This window comes from Shewanella sp. SR43-8 (assembly GCF_014163775.1).
Lineage (GTDB): Bacteria > Pseudomonadota > Gammaproteobacteria > Enterobacterales > Shewanellaceae > Shewanella > Shewanella vesiculosa.
The window spans coordinates 296,029-316,294 of record NZ_JACJDX010000006.1 but is presented as its reverse complement, the minus strand read 5'-3'; the positions used below and the strand labels follow the sequence as shown (position 1 = coordinate 316,294).

13 protein-coding genes are annotated in these 20,266 nt (G+C 41.2%); 3 read left to right on the top strand and 10 right to left on the bottom strand.

Annotation, left to right across the window (positions count from 1 at the left end):
• Positions 1-112 precede the first annotated feature (112 nt).
• The gene (locus tag H5114_RS10095; RefSeq protein WP_259395267.1) at positions 113-949 is read right to left on the bottom strand and encodes a sugar-binding transcriptional regulator; all 837 of its coding nucleotides are present in this window, start codon (positions 947-949) and stop codon (positions 113-115) included.
• 20 nt (positions 950-969) lie between these two features.
• On the bottom strand, positions 970-1,653 hold the full coding sequence (locus tag H5114_RS10090; protein WP_124014970.1) for an HAD family hydrolase: 684 nt from the start codon (positions 1,651-1,653) through the stop codon (positions 970-972).
• Between the two features lie 704 nt (positions 1,654-2,357).
• Between H5114_RS10090 and adhE the strand changes: the two genes are divergently transcribed.
• The gene (adhE, locus tag H5114_RS10085) at positions 2,358-4,955 is read left to right on the top strand and encodes a bifunctional acetaldehyde-CoA/alcohol dehydrogenase (RefSeq protein ID WP_124014971.1); all 2,598 of its coding nucleotides are present in this window, start codon (positions 2,358-2,360) and stop codon (positions 4,953-4,955) included.
• 86 nt (positions 4,956-5,041) lie between these two features.
• On the opposite strand, the gene H5114_RS10080 is transcribed toward adhE, so the two are convergent.
• The 6 genes from H5114_RS10080 to zwf all read right to left on the bottom strand — a co-directional run bounded on the left by H5114_RS10080 (position 5,042) and on the right by zwf (position 13,771).
• Positions 5,042-5,773, bottom strand: coding sequence for an aspartate/glutamate racemase family protein (locus H5114_RS10080; protein WP_124014972.1), 732 nt, complete (start codon positions 5,771-5,773; stop codon positions 5,042-5,044).
• Positions 5,774-5,807: 34 nt separating this feature from the next.
• A complete protein-coding gene (locus H5114_RS10075; protein ID WP_182722828.1) occupies positions 5,808-8,885 on the bottom strand; it encodes a DUF3857 domain-containing transglutaminase family protein in 3,078 nt (1,025 codons plus the stop codon).
• A 205-nt stretch (positions 8,886-9,090) separates the two neighbouring features.
• Positions 9,091-9,735 (bottom strand): bifunctional 4-hydroxy-2-oxoglutarate aldolase/2-dehydro-3-deoxy-phosphogluconate aldolase, encoded by a 645-nt coding sequence (locus tag H5114_RS10070; protein ID WP_124014974.1) that lies wholly within the window; start codon positions 9,733-9,735, stop codon positions 9,091-9,093.
• Positions 9,736-9,755: 20 nt separating this feature from the next.
• Positions 9,756-11,582, bottom strand: coding sequence for a phosphogluconate dehydratase (gene edd, locus H5114_RS10065; RefSeq protein WP_124014975.1), 1,827 nt, complete (start codon positions 11,580-11,582; stop codon positions 9,756-9,758).
• Between the two features lie 11 nt (positions 11,583-11,593).
• Positions 11,594-12,292: a 6-phosphogluconolactonase gene (gene pgl / locus H5114_RS10060; RefSeq protein WP_124014976.1), complete on the bottom strand. Its 699-nt coding sequence runs from the start codon at positions 12,290-12,292 to the stop codon at positions 11,594-11,596.
• Positions 12,293-12,301: 9 nt separating this feature from the next.
• Positions 12,302-13,771: a glucose-6-phosphate dehydrogenase gene (gene zwf / locus H5114_RS10055; protein WP_124014977.1), complete on the bottom strand. Its 1,470-nt coding sequence runs from the start codon at positions 13,769-13,771 to the stop codon at positions 12,302-12,304.
• 338 nt (positions 13,772-14,109) lie between these two features.
• On the opposite strand from zwf, the gene H5114_RS10050 reads away from it, so the two are divergent.
• Together H5114_RS10050 and pyk are read left to right on the top strand one after the other, a co-directional pair.
• A complete protein-coding gene (locus H5114_RS10050) occupies positions 14,110-14,964 on the top strand; it encodes a MurR/RpiR family transcriptional regulator (RefSeq protein ID WP_124014978.1) in 855 nt (284 codons plus the stop codon).
• Positions 14,965-15,370: 406 nt separating this feature from the next.
• Positions 15,371-16,810 (top strand): pyruvate kinase, encoded by a 1,440-nt coding sequence (pyk, locus tag H5114_RS10045; RefSeq protein ID WP_124014979.1) that lies wholly within the window; start codon positions 15,371-15,373, stop codon positions 16,808-16,810.
• A gap of 253 nt (positions 16,811-17,063) precedes the next feature.
• Here the strand turns inward: pyk and H5114_RS10040 are convergent, their stop codons facing one another.
• Together H5114_RS10040 and H5114_RS10035 are read right to left on the bottom strand one after the other, a co-directional pair.
• Positions 17,064-19,340: an acyl-CoA dehydrogenase gene (locus tag H5114_RS10040; RefSeq protein WP_124014980.1), complete on the bottom strand. Its 2,277-nt coding sequence runs from the start codon at positions 19,338-19,340 to the stop codon at positions 17,064-17,066.
• Between the two features lie 11 nt (positions 19,341-19,351).
• Positions 19,352-19,993 carry a TetR/AcrR family transcriptional regulator gene (locus H5114_RS10035; RefSeq protein ID WP_124014981.1) on the bottom strand — a complete coding sequence of 214 codons (642 nt, stop codon included), beginning with the start codon at positions 19,991-19,993 and terminating at the stop codon, positions 19,352-19,354.
• Positions 19,994-20,266 lie beyond the last annotated feature (273 nt).

Genomic DNA, 20,266 nt, shown 5'->3' with positions numbered 1-20,266 from the left:
ATTAACCACAGAGCAGCGCTATTGGGTCTATCAAGAAACCCTATTAAATGCGGTTAACGAAGTGGAAAACACTGTGGGCCAAGAATACTCCCTCGCCAAACAACAACAGCATTTAATTGAAGCGCTCAATATTTAACGGTGAGCTCATCACCAGTTGATTGATTGAATTATCAAGTAATTGTCCTTGTTGGTTATAAACCCAACTAATGATTTCACCGATCGCATCATTATTAACTAATGCATCTAACTGAGACTGATTAATAAAACCGTCAAGTAGTAATGGTGGCTCTATGCCCATGTGGCCGATTCCGACAAAAGTCGCATCAGCTTGTTTGACTAATTCAAAAATACTTTTTACCGGCGCCAAGTCATGCAAAAGCTGTTTCTCAGCTACCGAGCTGGCAATAACGGGCAACGGCATTGGGTAGTGCTTAGCTTGTACTCTATTGGCCATACTCACTACGATATCAAAAGCAGATGCTGAACCGTCGAGCATCATATTGCCCAATAACGATACGATTTTATGCTGTGGGCACTGCATTGAAGGTAACTCATCGATACACGCTTTAAGTGCGCGGCCTGTGCCAAAAGCTAACGTCTTTGGCTGTTCGGACTTTAAATAACGCTCTAATACACTCGCACCACCTTGTGCTAATCCATGAACCGAACTGCTGTCAGCGGGATCGCTTGGTACAATTTCGCATTCTAGTAAGTTAAAGGCCTGGGTCAGTTGATGTCCCAATTCCATGCATTTAGCAATTGGATGGTCTAAACGGACTTGAATTAGGCCTTCACTCACGGCTAAAGCAACTAAACGCTGTGCAGACTGTCTTGATACTTCTAATTTTTGAGCGATTTCATCTTGAGTATTTTTAGCAACATAATATAGCCAGGCAGCACGTGCAGCTTGCTCTAGTCTTGCGAGTTCAGAGTTTGATTTGGTATCCATGCTATCCCTTTTATGCACTATCAACGCACTAATGCTGGCATTAAACGATCAAAATTCTGCCAATGACTTAATACTGGCACTGTTGGAAATACTTGTGATACTCGGTGTAATTCATTATCAAGGCGATCGATAATATGACCACCACCAACATAATGAATCACGTTCATATTGGCTGTAATTGCAGCACTTACACCAAAATAACTGTCTTCTATGACTAAACAATGCTGAGGCTCTACGCCCATTGCGTCTGCTGCAAATAAAAATAAATCGGGAGCAGGTTTGCCTTGTTTAACTTGGCTTGCAGTAAAGATATGACTGCCAAACACCTCGGTTAATCCCACCACCTCTAATGCTCTCGTTGTTCGGGGTAAACTGCTACTGGTTGCAATACAATATGGTACTTTCAAGCTAGACAATACTGATTTGATGCCATCTGTTACCGTTAAATTTTTTTCAAATTCTACAAGTAATTGCTGTCGATACTCTTCCTCAAAATGTTGAGGTAAGCTGGTAGACAATAAACGCTTCACCTTGTCTGCTACAGTTGTAAATTGACAACCTAAAAAGTGTTCTTGTACAAACGCCATGTCAATGGTGCAGCCCAACTCGGCGAGTTTGTCGATTAACACTTTGGCACTAATGACTTCACTGTCGATAATCACGCCATCACAGTCAAAAATAATCAATTGTGTATCAGTGTTCATATACCCGCCTTAACGCTATAAATCAGAACTATAAATCCATTTTACAGCTTGTTGGACATCAAATAACAATCATTTATCCAATATCGTCATAGTTGATAGGCCCACTAATGCTGCATAAGGCGTGTATAGATCACTAAAGCTATTCAATTGCTCTAAAAACACATAATGAGCAAATGCCCCTCTACTGAGCATATTCCCTTTTATAAATATTGATGTCAATCACAAATCTTCAATTAAATAAGCTAAACAAACTTTAGGCATTGCTTATGTAGCCTAGCAAGGAATAAAATATTATTAAATTTCAATGCTGTATTTTTACATTGGTTAATAATTTGCTTCAGAGTCACTTATAAAAGTGAACAAGAAACATACCGTTTTAAATATAAAACAATGACTAATGCTTCAATACCAACCAATTTCACTCAACGAAGGCCTGTTAATTCGTTATGTAAACAAGGCTTTCATGCTGTAATTAAGATAAATAACCATAGTATTGTGTACTAGGGTGTTTTAAGTGATAGTGAAATCAAAGCCTTATTAAGATGCGATATTACTGATTTAAAAACACCTAAACCGTAATAAAATTACCAATTATTACGATTTTGTGGTCATCATCACAACAAACAGCCACTAGAAGATGTAATTTTATTTACAAAGAATGTTTTGCAAAACTGCTTTGTTGAATGTTTTTAAAGGAAACCACTATGACAGTCACCAATACACAAGAACTTGATTTATTAGTAGAACGCGTTGCCAAGGCTCAGGCTGAATTTGCAAACTTTAGCCAAGAAAAAGTAGATGCCATTTTTAGAGCCGCTGCTTTTGCTGCTGCAGATGCGCGTATTTCATTGGCTAAAATGGCGGTAATCGAAACGGGTATGGGTGTATTAGAAGATAAAGTGATTAAAAACCACTTCGCATCTGAATATATTTATAACAAGTATAAAGATGAAAAAACCTGCGGAATTCTTTCCGAAGATATCACCTTTGGTACCATCACCATTGCCGAACCTGTCGGCATTATTTGCGGTATTGTGCCAACCACTAATCCAACATCGACCGCTATTTTTAAAGCACTTATTAGTTTAAAAACTCGTAATGGGATTATTTTTTCTCCACATCCAAGAGCCAAAAACTCAACGACTACCGCTGCGAGAATAGTATTAGATGCAGCAGTAGCGGCTGGTGCGCCTAAGGATATTATTGGCTGGATAGATCAACCCAGTGTTGCATTATCAAACCAATTAATGACCCACGCAAAAGTTAATTTAATTTTAGCCACTGGTGGTCCAGGCATGGTGAAAGCCGCCTACTCATCTGGTAAACCTGCTATCGGCGTTGGTGCGGGTAACACTCCTATCGTGATCGACGAAACCGCTGATATTAAACGTGCTGTTAGCTCTATTTTAATGTCAAAAACCTTCGATAATGGTGTTGTGTGTGCGTCTGAACAAGCCGTGATTGTAGTAGACAGTATATATAAGCAAGTTAAAGAACGTTTTGCTCATTACGGTGGTCATATTTTATCTAAAGCTGAAACTGCGGCGATGCAAAATGTCATTCTTAAAAATGGTGGCCTTAATGCTGATATCGTTGGTCAAAGTGCGGTAGCTATTGCGGCCATGGCAGGCTTTGAAGTCCCCAGTAATACTAAAGTACTAATTGGGGAAGTTAACGATATTGATGATGCGGAAGCATTTGCCCACGAGAAATTGTCTCCGTTGTTAGGTATGTATAAAGCCAAAGACTTTAACGAAGCAATGGATAAAGCAGAGGCCTTAGTGACCTTAGGCGGTATAGGTCATACATCAGGCTTGTATACCGATCAAGACACTCAGACAGAACGTGTTAAAACCTTTGGTTTTAGAATGAAAACTGCACGTATTTTGATTAACACCCCAGCTTCTCAAGGTGGTATTGGTGATTTATACAACTTCAAATTAGCACCATCATTAACCCTAGGCTGTGGTTCATGGGGCGGTAACTCAATTTCTGAAAACGTTGGCCCAAGCCACTTAATTAATAAAAAAATGGTCGCTAAGAGGGCTGAAAACATGTTGTGGCATAAGCTTCCATCATCAATTTACTTCCGTCGTGGTAGCTTACCAATCGCATTAGAAGAATTAAGCGACAAAAAACGTGCATTAATTATTACTGATAAGTTTTTATTTAATAACGGCTATTGCAACGAGACATTAAAAATCCTTAAAGCACAGGGCCTAGAAACTGAAGTGTTTTATGAAGTAGAAGCAGACCCAACCTTAGCCATTGTGCGCCAAGGTGCTAAAGTGGCACAAAGTTTCCAACCTGATGTAATTATTGCATTAGGTGGTGGTTCACCAATGGATGCGGCTAAGATTATTTGGGTAATGTACGAACACCCTAATGTCGACTTTGCTGATTTAGCATTGCGATTCATGGATATCCGTAAACGTATTTATAAGTTCCCTAAAATGGGACTTAAAGCCCAAATGGTAGCGATACCTACCACATCGGGTACCGGTTCTGAAGTGACTCCGTTTGCAGTAGTCACCGATGAGATCACAGGCAAAAAATACCCTATTGCAGATTATGAATTAACACCTAATATCGCGATTATTGATCCTAACCTTGTGATGAACATGCCCAAGTCATTAACTGCTTTTGGTGGTATTGATGCGATAACTCACGCGTTAGAAGCTTATGTCAGTGTAATGGCAAACGAATACAGCGATGGCCAAGCATTACAAGCGCTCGATTTATTGGTGAAATACTTGCCTGATGCCTATGAGTTAGGTGCTAAAGCCCCTGTCGCTCGTGAAAAAGTTCACAATGGTGCGACAATAGCGGGGATTGCTTTTGCCAATGCATTCTTAGGAGTTTGTCACTCAATGGCGCACAAACTGGGTGCTGAGTTCCACTTGGCTCATGGTTTAGCTAATGCATTATTAATCTCTAACGTTATCCGCTTTAACGCGACAGATATGCCAACTAAACAAGCGGCCTTCAGTCAATACGACCGCCCTAAAGCATTATGCCGTTATGCTGCAATTGCAGATCATTTAAAGCTAGGCGGCAAAACGGATCAGCAAAAAGTAGACAAACTAATAGATAAAATCGAAGAGCTGAAAAAGATCATTGGTATTCCTGCATCGATTCAAGAAGCCGGTGTTAATGAAGCAGATTTTATTGCAAAACTGGATCTACTTGCAGAAGACGCGTTTGATGATCAATGTACAGGTGCTAACCCTCGTTACCCATTAATCAGCGAGATTAAGCAAGTGTTACTCGACAGCTTCTATGGCCGTGCTTACAAAGACTAACCAAAAGCGCCATTAGAAATGATAAACGCCTTACACTTGTGTAAGGCGTTTTTTTATCTATCGATATTAGAACGAGGCAACCGATACTAGCTTTCGCGCATAATCAGATATTGGGTCTCATCATGATTATCTAAAGCCAACTTCACTGCACTATTAGCGTGTATTAGCGTCGTGTCATACAAAGGCACTGGGGTATGTTGTTGCTGCACCAATAATGCAATCTCGGTACAGCCTAAAATAACCGCCTCGGCTCCTTGCGCAAACAACTTATCAATAATCAATAAATAAGCCTGACGAGACTGTTCATTAATCTGCCCTAAACATAACTCTTGATAAATTACATCATGAACAATGGTCTGATCTTCCGTATTCGGCACCATAACCTCAATAGGATAATTGTCGCTAATACGCTGTTTATAAAAGTCTTGCTCCATAGTAAAACGGGTGCCGAGCAAGCCCACTTTGCTAATACCATCGGCAAGTAGCGCATTGGCTGTGGCATCTGCAATATGCAAAATTGGGATGCCTATTTCGGCTTGTATCTCATCGGCAACCTTGTGCATAGTATTGGTACAAATTAACAAAAAGTCAGCACCACCAGCTTCAACCGCTTTAGCTGCCTCGGTCAATAACAATGCTGTTTGTTGCCACAAACCTTGATGTTGTAAGGTTTCAATTTCAGCAAAATCGACACTGTATAAACACACTTTCGCTGAATGTAAGCCACCTAACGCGGACTTTACTCCTTGATTAATGGCTTTGTAGTAATTGAGTGTCGACTCCCAACTCATGCCGCCGATCATGCCAATAGTTTTCATGTGCTAATACCTTAAAACAGTCGATGTATTCAAATTATTCATTTTGACTCGTTTTCCACAACGCAGTGAGCTGTTCAACAAATTGACTGTCTTTGTTTTTAGAATTGGAAACAACCAGCCTAAATGCTTCGCCTTGCAAAGGCTCTATCATGATGGTGGATAATTGATCCTTTTGTTCATTTAACTCAGTGGTGATATCTTTGATATCAGCAATTGCCACTGAATACGAGATAAACTTGCCATTTTCAGTCCAATATGAAAACACCTTCGTGGCACTAAAACCATTTCCTTCAACTTGATTATTAAACCAATGATGATTGTAAAATAATACCGGTAGCTCTTGTTCACTGATCAATTGATGTTGGCGTAAAAATGCAATATCTCGGCTCCACAACCGTTGTCCTTCAATGACCTCATCTTGACTAGACAAGCCAATAGTTGACGCAATACTCACCAAATAGAGTGGTAAAACACACAGCCCTATGACGAGATGACGCAGTCGCCAGCGAGAGTTATGTTGATATGCGGCTCCTGCTTTGTCATTAATCCGGTTAATGTATAACGCTAACGGCAAAAAAGTAACAATGAGGATCAACACATCTACATAAAAGTCATCACGCATTGAATAGGTTATCGACACAATCACATAAACAACGAATAAACTAATGGCGGTAGTTTCTGAGATCAGTTTTTTGGGCTGCTCTCTAGCATCATTGTTTGCTTTTAACTTAGCAAACAATGGGAAATACCAGACTACGTTAAAAAAGGCTCTTGCCCTCGGCCAAATTGACGATTGCTCTAGCGTGCGAATATATTGCCAGTTTTTATAACACCAATAATAAATATACACACCAAGAGTCATAAAGATCATCACAGACATTTTGGTCGTGGATACTGGGTAAAACTGGGCATCATCAGCAGGAGCTTTCTCTCGCAGCCAGGAAACTAAACAAAACGAAGTACCGATAAAAAAGCAAAAAACATAGCTGAGTAAAATACGTGAATCTGTGTCTAAATCATCAATAAAATCATTATCTGAGGCCGTCGTGGAATTAGCAGTACCATAATCAACCAGACCAAAACTGCCCACATCAGCGACATTTCGTAATGCTGCAACATATTGATCAACTTCATTGGCTTCGACACGGTCAACTTTCGATTGATAATGATATGCTAATGTCAGCTCATTTATAGAGTCATCGAATGTCACTTTGTAATTAAAATCAAAAAAGGGGTTAGTTTCGTTCAAAACTTCTTTATCAAATGTCCATTTCTGATCCAATAATTTAAGCTTAATATCACCCGATAAAGTAATGGGATGACTCAAAGACAACACTCTTGGTCCATGACTTTCTGGCATGGAAATGTAGGGGGATACTTGGCTTTCGTAAACGCTAAGACCAAAACTACCATTGTCAGCTTTTATCCAAGGTTGTTTGATTACGTAGTGTTCTTTAAAAATTGTCGTGCCGGTTTGAGTATTTTGGCTTACAGACATAGGCGTAGCAACTTCAAGATCATTAAACGAATTTTTATAATAATTTTGATAATTGTCTGACAGAGACTGTAAGCCAATATCAGCTAATCGTCCACGAATACGAGTACCTTGATCTCCTTGATAAGTGGTTGTGACATGTAGACTCCCCTCACCATGAACTCCTTGTGTAAAATCATACACTTCATGAAACTCTACAAGAGAACCACTTGCTGCTGAATCCATTAATTCAAGTTGTTGAGTATTGTCTCCAACCACAAGGGCGAAGCCATAATTGGGTTGAAACACAACCGGTAAAGCAACATTTTGATTCAGCAGTGTAGGGTCTAACCAGTAAAATTTATTATCTAAGCTGACTTTGACTATCATGTGATTAAATGCTGATGCTCGAGGTAAGGAGTCTTGTAAGATCTTGCCCTCTTTGGTATTAACCAAAACAGGTGATGCTTGAATGCCTAATCCTCTAAGTAGCGCAATTAATAACACAGATTTATCTTTACAGTCGCCATATCGCTTGGCCAATGTATCGCTCGCCTTAGCGGGTAAATGGCTGTTGGCTCCAATTTCAATACCCAAATAACGAATATCTTGTTGAACAAAATTCAACGCAAGCATGATTTGTTCGGCTTGGGTATCAGCACTTCGGAATTGATTAACCAATTCTTGAATTGCTTGATTTTGATCTATTTGTGGCGCAAAGAGCGCCTGAGCCCACTCTCTAACCTGTTGCCAAGAATCCATCTCAGACCAATAAGCGCTAGCATAAGGATGAAACCAACTGGCAGCGTCTGAATAATACTTACTCACGGGCATGTCTTTTAACATCAGCTGATAATCAATTTCATTGCCTAATTGCGTTTGCGTAAATTTCATCTCAGTATTATTTACAGAAAAATTAAGCGGTTGCTTTTTCCCCCAAATAATACGTAAAAATTGTTGATGTACGGGAACATCCCATTGTAAACGTCGAGAATCTGAATAGATCCCTTGGTAAACAGGATTAGTGCCAACAATACTGTATTGATAATCAACAATATCACCGACACGAATATCATGTAAAAACCAGCTCGCCGTTTTAGAGGCATCGTAAATTAATCGCTGCCCACTTTCGACTTGTTGTAAATTAAATTCACTGTCTGCTTTTTTATCAATGACCACCCCATCCCGAATAACATTCATCTTATGGAAAATAATTTTCTGATAAGCGGGATCAAACGTAATGCTAATTTGCGAGACAGCTTCTAAGCCTTTGGGCGTCATCGCTTTGGTCGCATAATGATTAAACTGAGTTAGACTGCCATCGGCGGTGACTTTAGACTGCTCATCAATAAGCAAGTAATACACCCCATCGGCAAGCTCTGAAGATGGAACCTTATCTGGTAAATCATACGCTATTGGTGTAACCCAATTAGGCACATTGTCAACCAATAGGCCTTGGTTTTGATGATCCCCAAGGTGCCATTGAGAATTGAAAGATTGTCTCGGTAATTCAGCATGGATTGGGCTAGCAGCTACAAGGGGGGAGTAAAAAGTAATAAAATAAATACTGCATAACGCCAATGCTGCTGACAACAACAAACGATGACCATGGGCCATATGATCTAAAAAGCGCACCATAAAAATATCCTTGTGCTAACAAAAGTCATTTAACGGGCTGTTCCGCCCATTTTTAAGTAGCGCTATGTTATTACAAGTTACTTACAATTAACAATTTTTAGTCGTTCAACTCGTCTATATCACCTACAAACTGACCCCAGCCAAATTTAAGACATAAAAAAACCAGCATAAGCTGGTTTTTCAACGGTAAACTCATTGGTAAAGATTAAAGCGCTGCTAAAGCATCTTTACACAGTTGGGTAATGCGATCCCAATCTTCATTTTCAACTGCATCTGTAGGTGCAATCCAGCTACCGCCAATGCAATCTACATTCGACAGTGCAAGGTAGTCTTTATACGTCGCAGGGCTAATGCCACCTGTTGGACAGAAACGAATGCCCGACAGTGGACCAGAGAAAGATTTAAGTGCATTAATGCCACCAGAAGCTTCAGCAGGGAAGAATTTGAAATGAGTATAACCCAACTCCATTCCCACCATAACTTCTGAAATACTAACGATACCAGGAATTAAAGGCACTGTGCCTTTTTTAGCAGCTTTTAGCAAATCAACTGTTGCACCTGGAGTGATAATAAATTGTGAACCAGCATCAATTGCTTGTTGTAATTGGGTCTGATTTAAAATAGTTCCCGCACCCACTAAAGCTTCTGGCACTTCTTTAGCTATTTTAGCAATGGCTTCAAGCGCACAAGGTGTTCGAAGTGTTACTTCAAGTACGCTAATACCGCCAGCAACTAAGGCTCTAGCCAAAGGCACTGCATGCTCTATTTTATTAATCACCATCACAGGAACAATCGGGCTGCGTTTAAATACATCTTGTGGCTGGAGTAACCAGTTATTAGGCTCAATCATAATACCGACTTCCTTTATTTTTAATATAATTCATCAAGAGCATGTGTACTGCGGGCACCTGTTTCAGGGCTGCTTAAGCTACTGCGTAATGCACCGAATAATTCACGGCCCATGCCATAACTTGAATGGTGTAAATCGACCACGCCTGCTGTTCTGCTTGCCAGTGTTTTCTCATCAACAAACAGGGTTAACTCACCTGTTGAAGCATCAACTCGGATCACATCGCCATTTTCAACTTTGGCTATCAAACCACCGTCAAGCGCTTCTGGAGTTAAATGAATTGCTGCAGGAACTTTACCTGAGGCACCAGACATACGGCCGTCGGTCACTAATGCAACTTTAAAACCTTTGTCTTGCAGAGTGCCAAGATATGGTGTGAGCTTGTGCAGCTCTGGCATACCATTAGCTTTAGGGCCTTGGCCTCTGACGACAACAACACAGTCTCGATCAAGCTCACCGGCCTGAAATAGCGCATCAAGCTTGTTTTGATCATCAATGACAATCGCAGGTCCTTCTACTACACGATTTTTATCGGGTACTGCAGACACTTTAATCACTGCACGGCCAAGATTACCTTTGAGTAATTTCAAGCCACCGTTCTGTTGGAATGGGGTATCAAGATGCGTTAACACTTCTTTGTCTAAGCTTTCTGTCACACCATCAACCCATTTAAGTTGACCATCAAGTAAGCGAGGTTCTTGGGTATAACGACGTAGGCCCTGACCGGCGACAGTATTCACATCTTCATGCAATAGACCACCATCGAGTAGCTCTTTGATTAATAACGCCATACCACCTGCGGCGTGGAAGTGGTTAATATCAGCATGACCATTAGGATACACGCGCGCTAACAGTGGCACGGCATCAGATAAGTCAGAAAAGTCGTCCCAGTTTACAATTATGCCTGCGGCGCGAGCAGCTGCCACTATGTGCATAGTCAGGTTCGTTGAACCACCTGTTGCAAGAATTCCCACAATTCCGTTAACTACTGATTTCTCAGAAACGATTTCACCTATTGGTGTATATTGTGTGCCCATAGATGTTAAACGGCACACTTGTTTCGCGGCCATTTTGCTTAATTCATCGCGTAATGGATCGTCAGGATTAACAAACGATGAGCCAGGTAGCTGTAAGCCCATTATTTCAAGCATTAGCTGGTTAGAATTAGCCGTACCGTAGAAGGTACAAGTACCAGCACTATGATATGACTTAGCTTCTGCTTCAAGTAGCGCCGCGCGATCAACCTGACCTTGAGCAAATTGCTGACGAATACGGGCTTTTTCTTTATTCGGAATACCAGACTTCATTGGACCAGCAGGCACAAATAGCATAGGTAAATGGCCGAAACTTAAGGCACCGATTAATAGTCCCGGTACAATTTTGTCACAAATACCCAGTAGTAGCGCGCCATCAAACATATTATGCGATAAGCCGATCGCGGTAGACATAGCAATAACTTCACGGCTCAGTAAACTTAACTCCATGCCTGGTTGACCCTGAGTCACACCATCACACATAGCAGGTACACCTGCAGCAACCTGTGCAACACTGCCGACATCCATACACGCTTGTTTAAGCATATTTGGGTAGGTTTCGTAAGGTTGGTGTGCTGATAACATGTCATTAAAAGCGGTGACAATACCAATATTGGCTTTCGTTAGTTGACGTAAAGAGTCTTTGTCCGCTGGCTGACAGGCCGCGAATCCATGAGCCAAATTGCCACAACTTAGGGCGCTACGATGAACACCTTTTGCTTTGGCATCATTTAAGGCCGTTAAATACGTTGAACGAGACTGTTTACTGCGTGCAATAATTCTATCGGTGACGGCTTGTACTACTGAGTGCATGGTAAAACTCCTTACGCGCTATAGAACACATCAACGGGCGTTTTACGCTGCGCTAATACGGCTCTAATGGGCATTTGGGTAACATCATCATTCTCAAGAGCCTGATGATAAACAGTTAGCTTTGGTTCTCCGACAAGATGCAAATAAATCTGACGGCTATTTAAAATGGCATCTTTAGACAAACTAATACGTGCATGAGGAGCAGTTGTCGGATTGACTGCAACGCATAAATCTTTGGTAGTTAATGCATTATCGAGTTCAGCACTGCAAGGAAACCAAGAGCATGTATGCCCATCAGTGCCCATGCCTAATATCACCACATCAAAGGGACGCGGGAAATTAGCTAACGACTCGCTGGTCATATCACAACCCGCTTCAGGGGTTGCAAACATATTTTTTAAGCCGCGAAATTTGGCACTGGAGGCACGATTCTGCAGTAAATGCTGGCGAACCAACCTTTCGTTTGAATCTTTTTCATCAGCGTTAACCCAGCGCTCATCAGCTAAAGTGACGTAAACGTCAGCCCAATCGACTACTTTATGGCTAAGTGAATCAAATAATTTCAATGGTGTGGAACCACCAGAAACCACTAAACTGGCTTTGCCTCGAGTATCCACAGCATTTTGTAGTTGCTGGGCAATTTTCTCAGCTAGTTTGGCTTCTAAATCAGCTGGATTGTCGAAGGATTTAAATACAGTATCTTTAATCATGTCAGCTCCCTACTCGTCCCAAGAACGGCCATCTTTGGTTATTAATGCGACCGATGCCACAGGTCCCCATGTGCCAGCAGGATAAGATTTAGGCTTTTCACCACTTTGTTCCCATGACTGAATGATGCCATCAACCCATTTCCAGGCTTGCTCAACTTCATCACGACGAACGAACAGTGCTTGGTTTCCGAGCATGGCTTCTAACAACAAACGTTCATACGCATCTGCAATACGTTCGTTTTTAAAGGTATCACTGAAGCTTAAATCGAGCTTAGTCGTTTGTAGACGCTGCTTTTGCTCAAGCCCAGGAACCTTGTTCATCATCTGAATTTCAACCCCTTCATGAGGTTGTAAACGAATGGTTAACTTGTTCGGTGGCAGATTGCGGTAACTTGCACGATACAAGTTATGAGGTGGATTTTTAAAGTACACCACAATTTCGCTACTCTTAAAGGGCATACGCTTACCGCTGCGTAAATAGAATGGCACTCCAGCCCAACGCCAGTTATCAATATCAACACGGATAGCAACAAAGGTCTCTGTGTGGGATTGAGTGTTGGCATCCTCTTCTTCAAGATAGCCAGGAACAGGTGAACCTTTTAAGAAACCAGCACTGTATTGACCACGAACGGTATTTTCATACACATTGTCTTGGTTAATTGGCCGCAGTGATTTAAGCACTTTCACTTTCTCGTCACGAATACTGTCAGCATCTAAATTGACGGGAGGATCCATGGCAACCAAGGTCAGCACTTGTAATAAGTGGTTTTGGATCATGTCGCGCATTTGACCCGCACCGTCAAAGTAACCCCAACGGCCCTCAATACCCACTTCTTCAGCAACCGTGATCTGGACATGATCTATGGTGCGGTTATCCCATTTAGAAGAGAATAAAGAGTTAGCAAAACGCAGGGCAATGAGATTTTGAACGGTTTCTTTACCAAGATAATGATCGATTCGGTAAACCTGATTCTCGTTAAAGAACTCGGCAACCTGGTCATTAATCACATGCGATGATTCTAAATCAGTACCAATTGGCTTTTCGAGCACAACACGGGTATCAGATTGAATAAGGTTTTGCTCGTGTAAACAACGGCAGATAGCACCAAAAATAGAAGGAGGAGTTGCGAAATAATTCACCATGACGCGTTTACTTGGTTCAAGTAAATCGTGGAAGGCACTATAACCTTCAGGATCTGTAAAATTAGTACCGATATAATGACAACGACTCAGGAAGCGCGCTAACGTGGTGGGGCAAAGTTCGTCTTTAACAAATGTATTTAATGCTTTAGTAACTAGGGCAACAAACTCTTCTTGAGTGAATGCGTCTTTTGCTACTCCGATTACCTTGGTTTCTTTATCAAGCAATCCTGCTTTATCTAACTGATATAGAGAAGGTAATAATTTACGCCTAGCTAAATCGCCTTTAGTACCGAAAAGTACGAAGTCGCAAGCCTTAGCTCCAATTGATTTGCCCATTGCTGAAAGCTCTCCTAATTATATGTGTGTGTCATGTTCGAATTCGGTAGATGAATAAAAGCACACTTTTGTTGTAATATAACAACAGAATTTGAATATTGCATCTTTAATTTGCAATTTTTGTATTGTTGTTAACCTAGTCACAAGTATCTATTATCTGCTATGATTTTCCACCAACACCAAGGCTTACAAATCATTTAATCGTGATCGATGTCGTGAAAAATAACTACAGTTGATAATCAACGGTAAATAAATAACTTAATTCACGTAATTCCTGTAAGTTATGATATAAAATTACATTACCTACTTTTTAGCTACTTTCTAGCGGATGCTTGCTTATGAATACCCTTGAAAAGGTTCAAAAAAGCCTTACCCAATTTAGTAAATCTGAACGTAAAGTTGCCGAAGTCATATTAGCCTCACCGCAAACAGCGATACATTCAAGTATTGCCACCTTAGCAAAGATGGCCGATGTTAGTGAACCTACGGTCAATCGATTTTGTCGTCGATTAGACACTAAGGGATTCCCTGATTTTAAGTTACATTTGGCTCAAAGTCTTGCTAACGGCACACCTTATGTTAGTCGACACGTTGAAGAAGATGACACTCCAGAGTCATACACAACAAAAATCTTCGAATCTTCAATGGCATCGCTGGATACGGCTCGTCAGAGTTTAGACACTTCGGCAATTAATAAAGCGGTTGATATTCTCACTCAAGCCAAGACTATTTCGTTTTTTGGCCTTGGTGCTTCTGCTTCTGTGGCCCATGATGCGCAAAACAAGTTCTTTCGTTTCAACGTGCCAGTGATTTGTTTTGATGATGTATTAATGCAACGAATGAGCTGCATTAACTGTAATGAAGGCGATGTAGTGGTATTAATTTCGCATACTGGCCGAACTAAATCACTGATTGAAATAGCGCGTATTGCTCGAGAAAACGGCGCTGCAGTCATCGGCATTACGGCACGTAACTCGCCACTGTCTTTTGAATGTACATTGCCTGTCACTATGGAAGTACCAGAAGACACTGACATGTACTTACCTATGGCGTCACGCTTAGCGCAATTGGTTACCATAGATGTACTCGCGACAGGGTTTACCTTACGCCGTGGTCCGCGTTTCCGTGATAATTTAAAACGCGTAAAAGAAGTATTGAAAGAATCTCGGGTAAACAAGGATATGACTATCTAAATTGATGGGTTGTTAACATTAACACTCATGTACAGCCGTGATTTTTATGCTCGTTTGAACAACAATAACCACCTTTTAAACTGACTTTTGCACCAAGGTTACCAAAGAACTGGTAAATAATTACACAATTAAGTTCTATTTGATCGTGTAAATGCTCATAAATAGCCATCAATTATTGTTCACTAGGCCAAACACTTTATTCTGTTTGGCCTTTTTTATTGTAAAAACCGCGAAACTGTCACATAAATTACACATTAAAAACGATCTTTTTGTTGGTAACTTTACTACATTTACTGAGAATGTCTGTTAATATAGTGACATCATTTTAGTGCCAAGATCACAAGAGCACTTTAATAACCGAATTCTATTTAACACAAAATCTTTCTTATCATTAACGGAGTATCTCATGTTCCGCAGAACTAAAATCGTTACAACACTTGGGCCAGCAACTGACCGCGATGACAATTTACGAAAAATTATCGCAGCAGGCGCTAACGTCGTTAGACTTAACTTCTCACACGGTTCACCAGAAGATCATCTAAAGCGTGCTACGGATACTCGTAGAATTGCTAAAGAATTGGGTAAACATGTCGCTATTTTAGGAGACTTACAAGGTCCTAAAATTCGCATTTCTACCTTTAAAGATAACAAAAAAATCAAACTTAACTTGGGTGATAACTTTATCCTCGATGCTGACTTAGCTAAAGGCGAAGGCGACCAGGATCAAGTGGGTATTGATTATAAGCAACTGCCTGATGATGTTGTCATTGGCGATATCTTAATGCTTGATGATGGTCGTGTGCAGCTGAAGGTTGACCGTGTTGAAGGCCATAAAGTCTTTACTACTGTTACTGTTGCTGGCCCGTTATCGAACAACAAAGGTATCAACAAAAAAGGTGGCGGCTTAACCGCTCCTGCCCTTACCGAAAAAGACATGGCAGACATTAAAACGGCTGCATTGATCAATGTTGATTTCCTTGCTGTGTCGTTCCCTCGTACAGGTGCTGATTTAGACCTAGCACGTAAGCTTGCACAAGAAGCCGGTAGCTACGCATTAATCGTTGCTAAGGTTGAACGTGCTGAAGCGGTTGAAACTGATGAAGCAATGGATGATGTTATCCGCGCTTCAGATGTTGTCATGGTTGCTCGTGGTGATTTAGGTGTTGAAATTGGTGATGCTGCACTTGTTGCTGTGCAAAAACGTTTAATTGAGCGTTCTCGCCAACTAAACAAAGCCGTGATCACTGCTACACAAATGATGGAATCGATGATTTCAAGCCCGATGCCAACACGAGCTGAAGTCATGGACGTGGCGAATGCTGTGTTAGACGGAACCGATGCGGTAATGCTGTCAGCGGAAACCGCTGCTGGTGACTTCCCTGAAGAAACGGTTATGGCAATGGCGAACGTTTGTTTAGGTGCAGAATTACATCCTAGTGTTAATGTGTCTAAGCACCGTATGGATCAGCGTTTCTCTTCAGTTGAAGAAACTATCGCGCTTTCAACCATGTATGCGGCTAACCACTTGCCTGGCGTTAAAGCCATTATTTCGTTAACTGAATCTGGCGCGACAGCAAAATTAATGTCACGTATCAGCTCTGGTTTACCAATTTTTGCTTTATCTCGTCATCAAAAGACATTGGCCAGCATGGCAATGTACCGTGGTGTACAGCCAATTGAGTTTGACTCAACAGCATATCCTGCAGATGAGCTCGCTAAAGAAGCATTAAACTGTATGGTTAGCAGAGGTTATTTGGTCAGTGGTGATATGGTACTGATGACTAAAGGTGACGCGATGGAAACCATTGGTGGCACTAACACTTGCAAAGTATTGATCGTTGCTTAATTGATATTGCATGTCATGAGGCATACTCAATAGCAGGTATATTGCAGTAGACTCGGCACTTGAAAGCCAATCTCCGGATTGGCTTTTTTATGGGTGTATTTTAAGATATTCTGCGTTATGCACTTTGGTATTTATCTTCTCAGACCGATAACTTGTTAATTTAGTTTTGCCATAGTAAAAAAAAGCCCCGACAGAGTCAGGGCTATTTACACAAAGGTTTTATAAAACCATTAAAGGGTTTTATTAATTCTGATTAAATCTTATCAAAATCATCAACATTGATAGCCGCTAAACGCAATATATCTGCTTCAACAAGCTGTTTATGTTCCGCTTTGGTGATAATGTCTTTTTCTAGTGCTTGCTCAAATAACTCAAGCATTGGCAGCTTAGATTTTAAATGGCCACTACGTTGCGCTTTCTTTAGCTTCTTATACAAATCTTTCGCAGCATATTTTGCCAAGAAAGCCTGCTCGACTTCAGCGATACCACTTTCATCACCTTCAACATCACTGCATAGGAAGGTAATACGGTCACGAGCAGGTCCAGGTTTGAGCATACCAGTAACTAAATCAACCGCATATTTATCACTTGGTGCATTGAAATGATTTCCTAATGGGAATATCAATACTCGTAGCAATACCGCAGCGATTTTGCTCGGGAAGTTACGAATAGCATCATTAAGTGCTTTTGCCGCTAGATGTAAACGCTCTGTCATCACATAATGTACAGCAGGTAAATCATCTTGCTGACGGCCATTATCTTCAAACAATTTCAATGTCGCAGATGCTAGGTATAACTGGCTTAATACATCACCCATTCGCGCAGAAATCATTTCTTTACGTTTAAGATCGCCACCCATAATCAACATCGATAAATCAGTCATTATCGCAAGCGATGAAGAGATCCGCGTCATATCACGATAATATTGTTGAGTTGGACCACTCACTGGTGCACTGCCTAAACGACTTCCGGTTAATGCATAACCAAATGAGCGTAATGCATTGCCAATGGCATAACCAATATGACCCAGTAACAATGAATCGAAACGATCTAAAGCTGATGTCTCATCTTCCATTGCTGCGGCTTCCATTTCCGCCAAAACATATGGATGACAGCGCGTTGCTCCTTGACCAAAAATCATCAATGAACGAGTCAGGATATTTGCACCTTCTACCGTAATTGAAATAGGTGTGGCGATATACGCATGACCTAGATAGTTTTTAGGTCCTAATTGGATACCTTTACCAGACTGAACATCCATCGCGTCCTCTAATACATCACGGCCTAACTCGGTCATGTGGTATTTAGCAATCGCGGTCACCACAGAAGGTTTCACTTTTAAGTCGATACCTTGGGTAGTTAAACGACGAGCAGCTTCAAGTTGGTAAGTATTAGCGATAATTCGCGCTGTAGCTTCTTGTACGCCTTCAAAATGTCCGATTGGCATACCGAACTGTTGACGAACATAACTATAAGCAGTGGTCGTTTTGGTCGCCACATGGCCAGATGCCGTAGCGAGTGCAGGTAATGAAATACCGCGCCCAGCAGACAAACATTCAACCAGCATACGCCAACCTTTGCCGGCAAACTGTGGTCCACCAATAATCCAATCCAATGGAATGAACACATCTTCACCACTGGTTGTCCCGTTCATAAACGCCATCATTAATGGGTTGTGACGACGACCGATTTCAACACCTTGATGATCTGTCGGGATAAGCGCACAGGTGATCCCTATATTTTTAACATCACCTAACAATCCGTCAGGATCACGCATTTGAAAGGCCAATCCCAAAACCGTCGCGACAGGAGCCAAAGTAATGTAACGCTTGTTCCAGGTTAAACTTAAGCCTAATGTTTCTTCGCCTTCAAACTCACGGCGACACACAATACCGACATCAGGAATAGCACCAGCATCACTGCCCGCTTCTGGGCCTGTTAATGCGAAACATGGAATATCTTTACCCACAGCCAATGAAGGTAACCAACGTTCTTTTTGTTCTTTAGTACCATAATGCGTTAGTAACTCACCAGGGCCTAAAGAATTAGGCACCATAACGGTAACCGCCGCACTGACACTGCGCGTAGCAATTTTTGCTACTATGGTTGAGTTTGCATAAGCAGAAAACTCACGACCACCAAATTTTTTAGGAATAATTAACGCAAAAAAACCTTGCTCTTTAAAGTACTGCCACAACTCTGGCGGTAAATCTTTGCGATTATGAACAATATCAAAATCGTCGATCATGGTTAATGCGGTTTGAACTTGATTATTTATAAAGTCCTGCTCTTCAGCACTTAACGTTGGCTTACCGTAACCGTGTAAGGTGTTCCAGTTTGGCTTACCACGGAATAACTCACCTTCCCACCAAACATCACCCGCTTCCATTGCTTCCTTCTCGGTACTCGACAAAGGAGGTAACACTTTTTTGAAGAACGAAAATACTGGACGCGTAATAAATTGCATCCTGATATTACGTACGCCAAAGAGGACAATGATCGCTATAACTAGCAATATGACGATACTCATTTTATACCTTCTTAGTTTGTTAACACAGGAACAGCAACACCTGCTGCCATGTAGGGGATGACTTTACGAAGAATCGCTTCAATGTTGTTATGTTCACCATACTCAGCAGCGGCAATTTCATTTAACGCATCTGCAGAAGCCATGGTAAATACTATCGTCCCGAGGGTGAAATGCAAACGCCAAAACATTTCAGCTGCGGGAATATGCGGTGCACTGGCCGATACGGCTTGCACAAAAGTCGCTAAGTGTTCGCCATAATGCGTGGTGATAAACCAACGTAAATGCCCTTGGCTTTCAATGTAACCACGACCCAACAGCTGCAAGAAAATAATCGTGCCGCCATTGCGCACTTTGTTAAGCTCGAGTAATGGCTTAATTAAAGCAGAAAAAATTTCATTTAATGACGCATCTTCAGGCGCATGATGTATGCGTTTAATTTCTATCGCAGCGCTTGGCATAAATACATCTAAGTATCTTGCGAGTACTGCGCGAATTAATTCTTTTTTCGAACCGAAATGGTAATTGACCGATGCCAAATTGACTTCAGCTTTACTGGTGATCAGTCGCAACGACGTTTCAGAAAAACCTCTTTCAGCAAACAACTTTTCAGCTGCGTCGAGTATTCTTGTTTTTGTATCAGTACGACTTGCCATTCCAAGACCCAAGTTAATTTAAACACCCGTTTAAATTAATCATTGAGCGAACAGATGTCAATCGAAATTGTTAGCTTTCTTTAACAACATCAACATCAAAAACAGCAATAAACCTGCCAAATTGTTAACTATTATACAAAGTTTGCTATTTTGTGGTTGGCAGACATCAGCAGATAAAAAGGACATACACTAGATACACTTGCCTTTAAAACGACCGTCTCAAATTGATCCAGCGCCTTTATGACATGAGAATTCAGTCACTGTAATTGCACA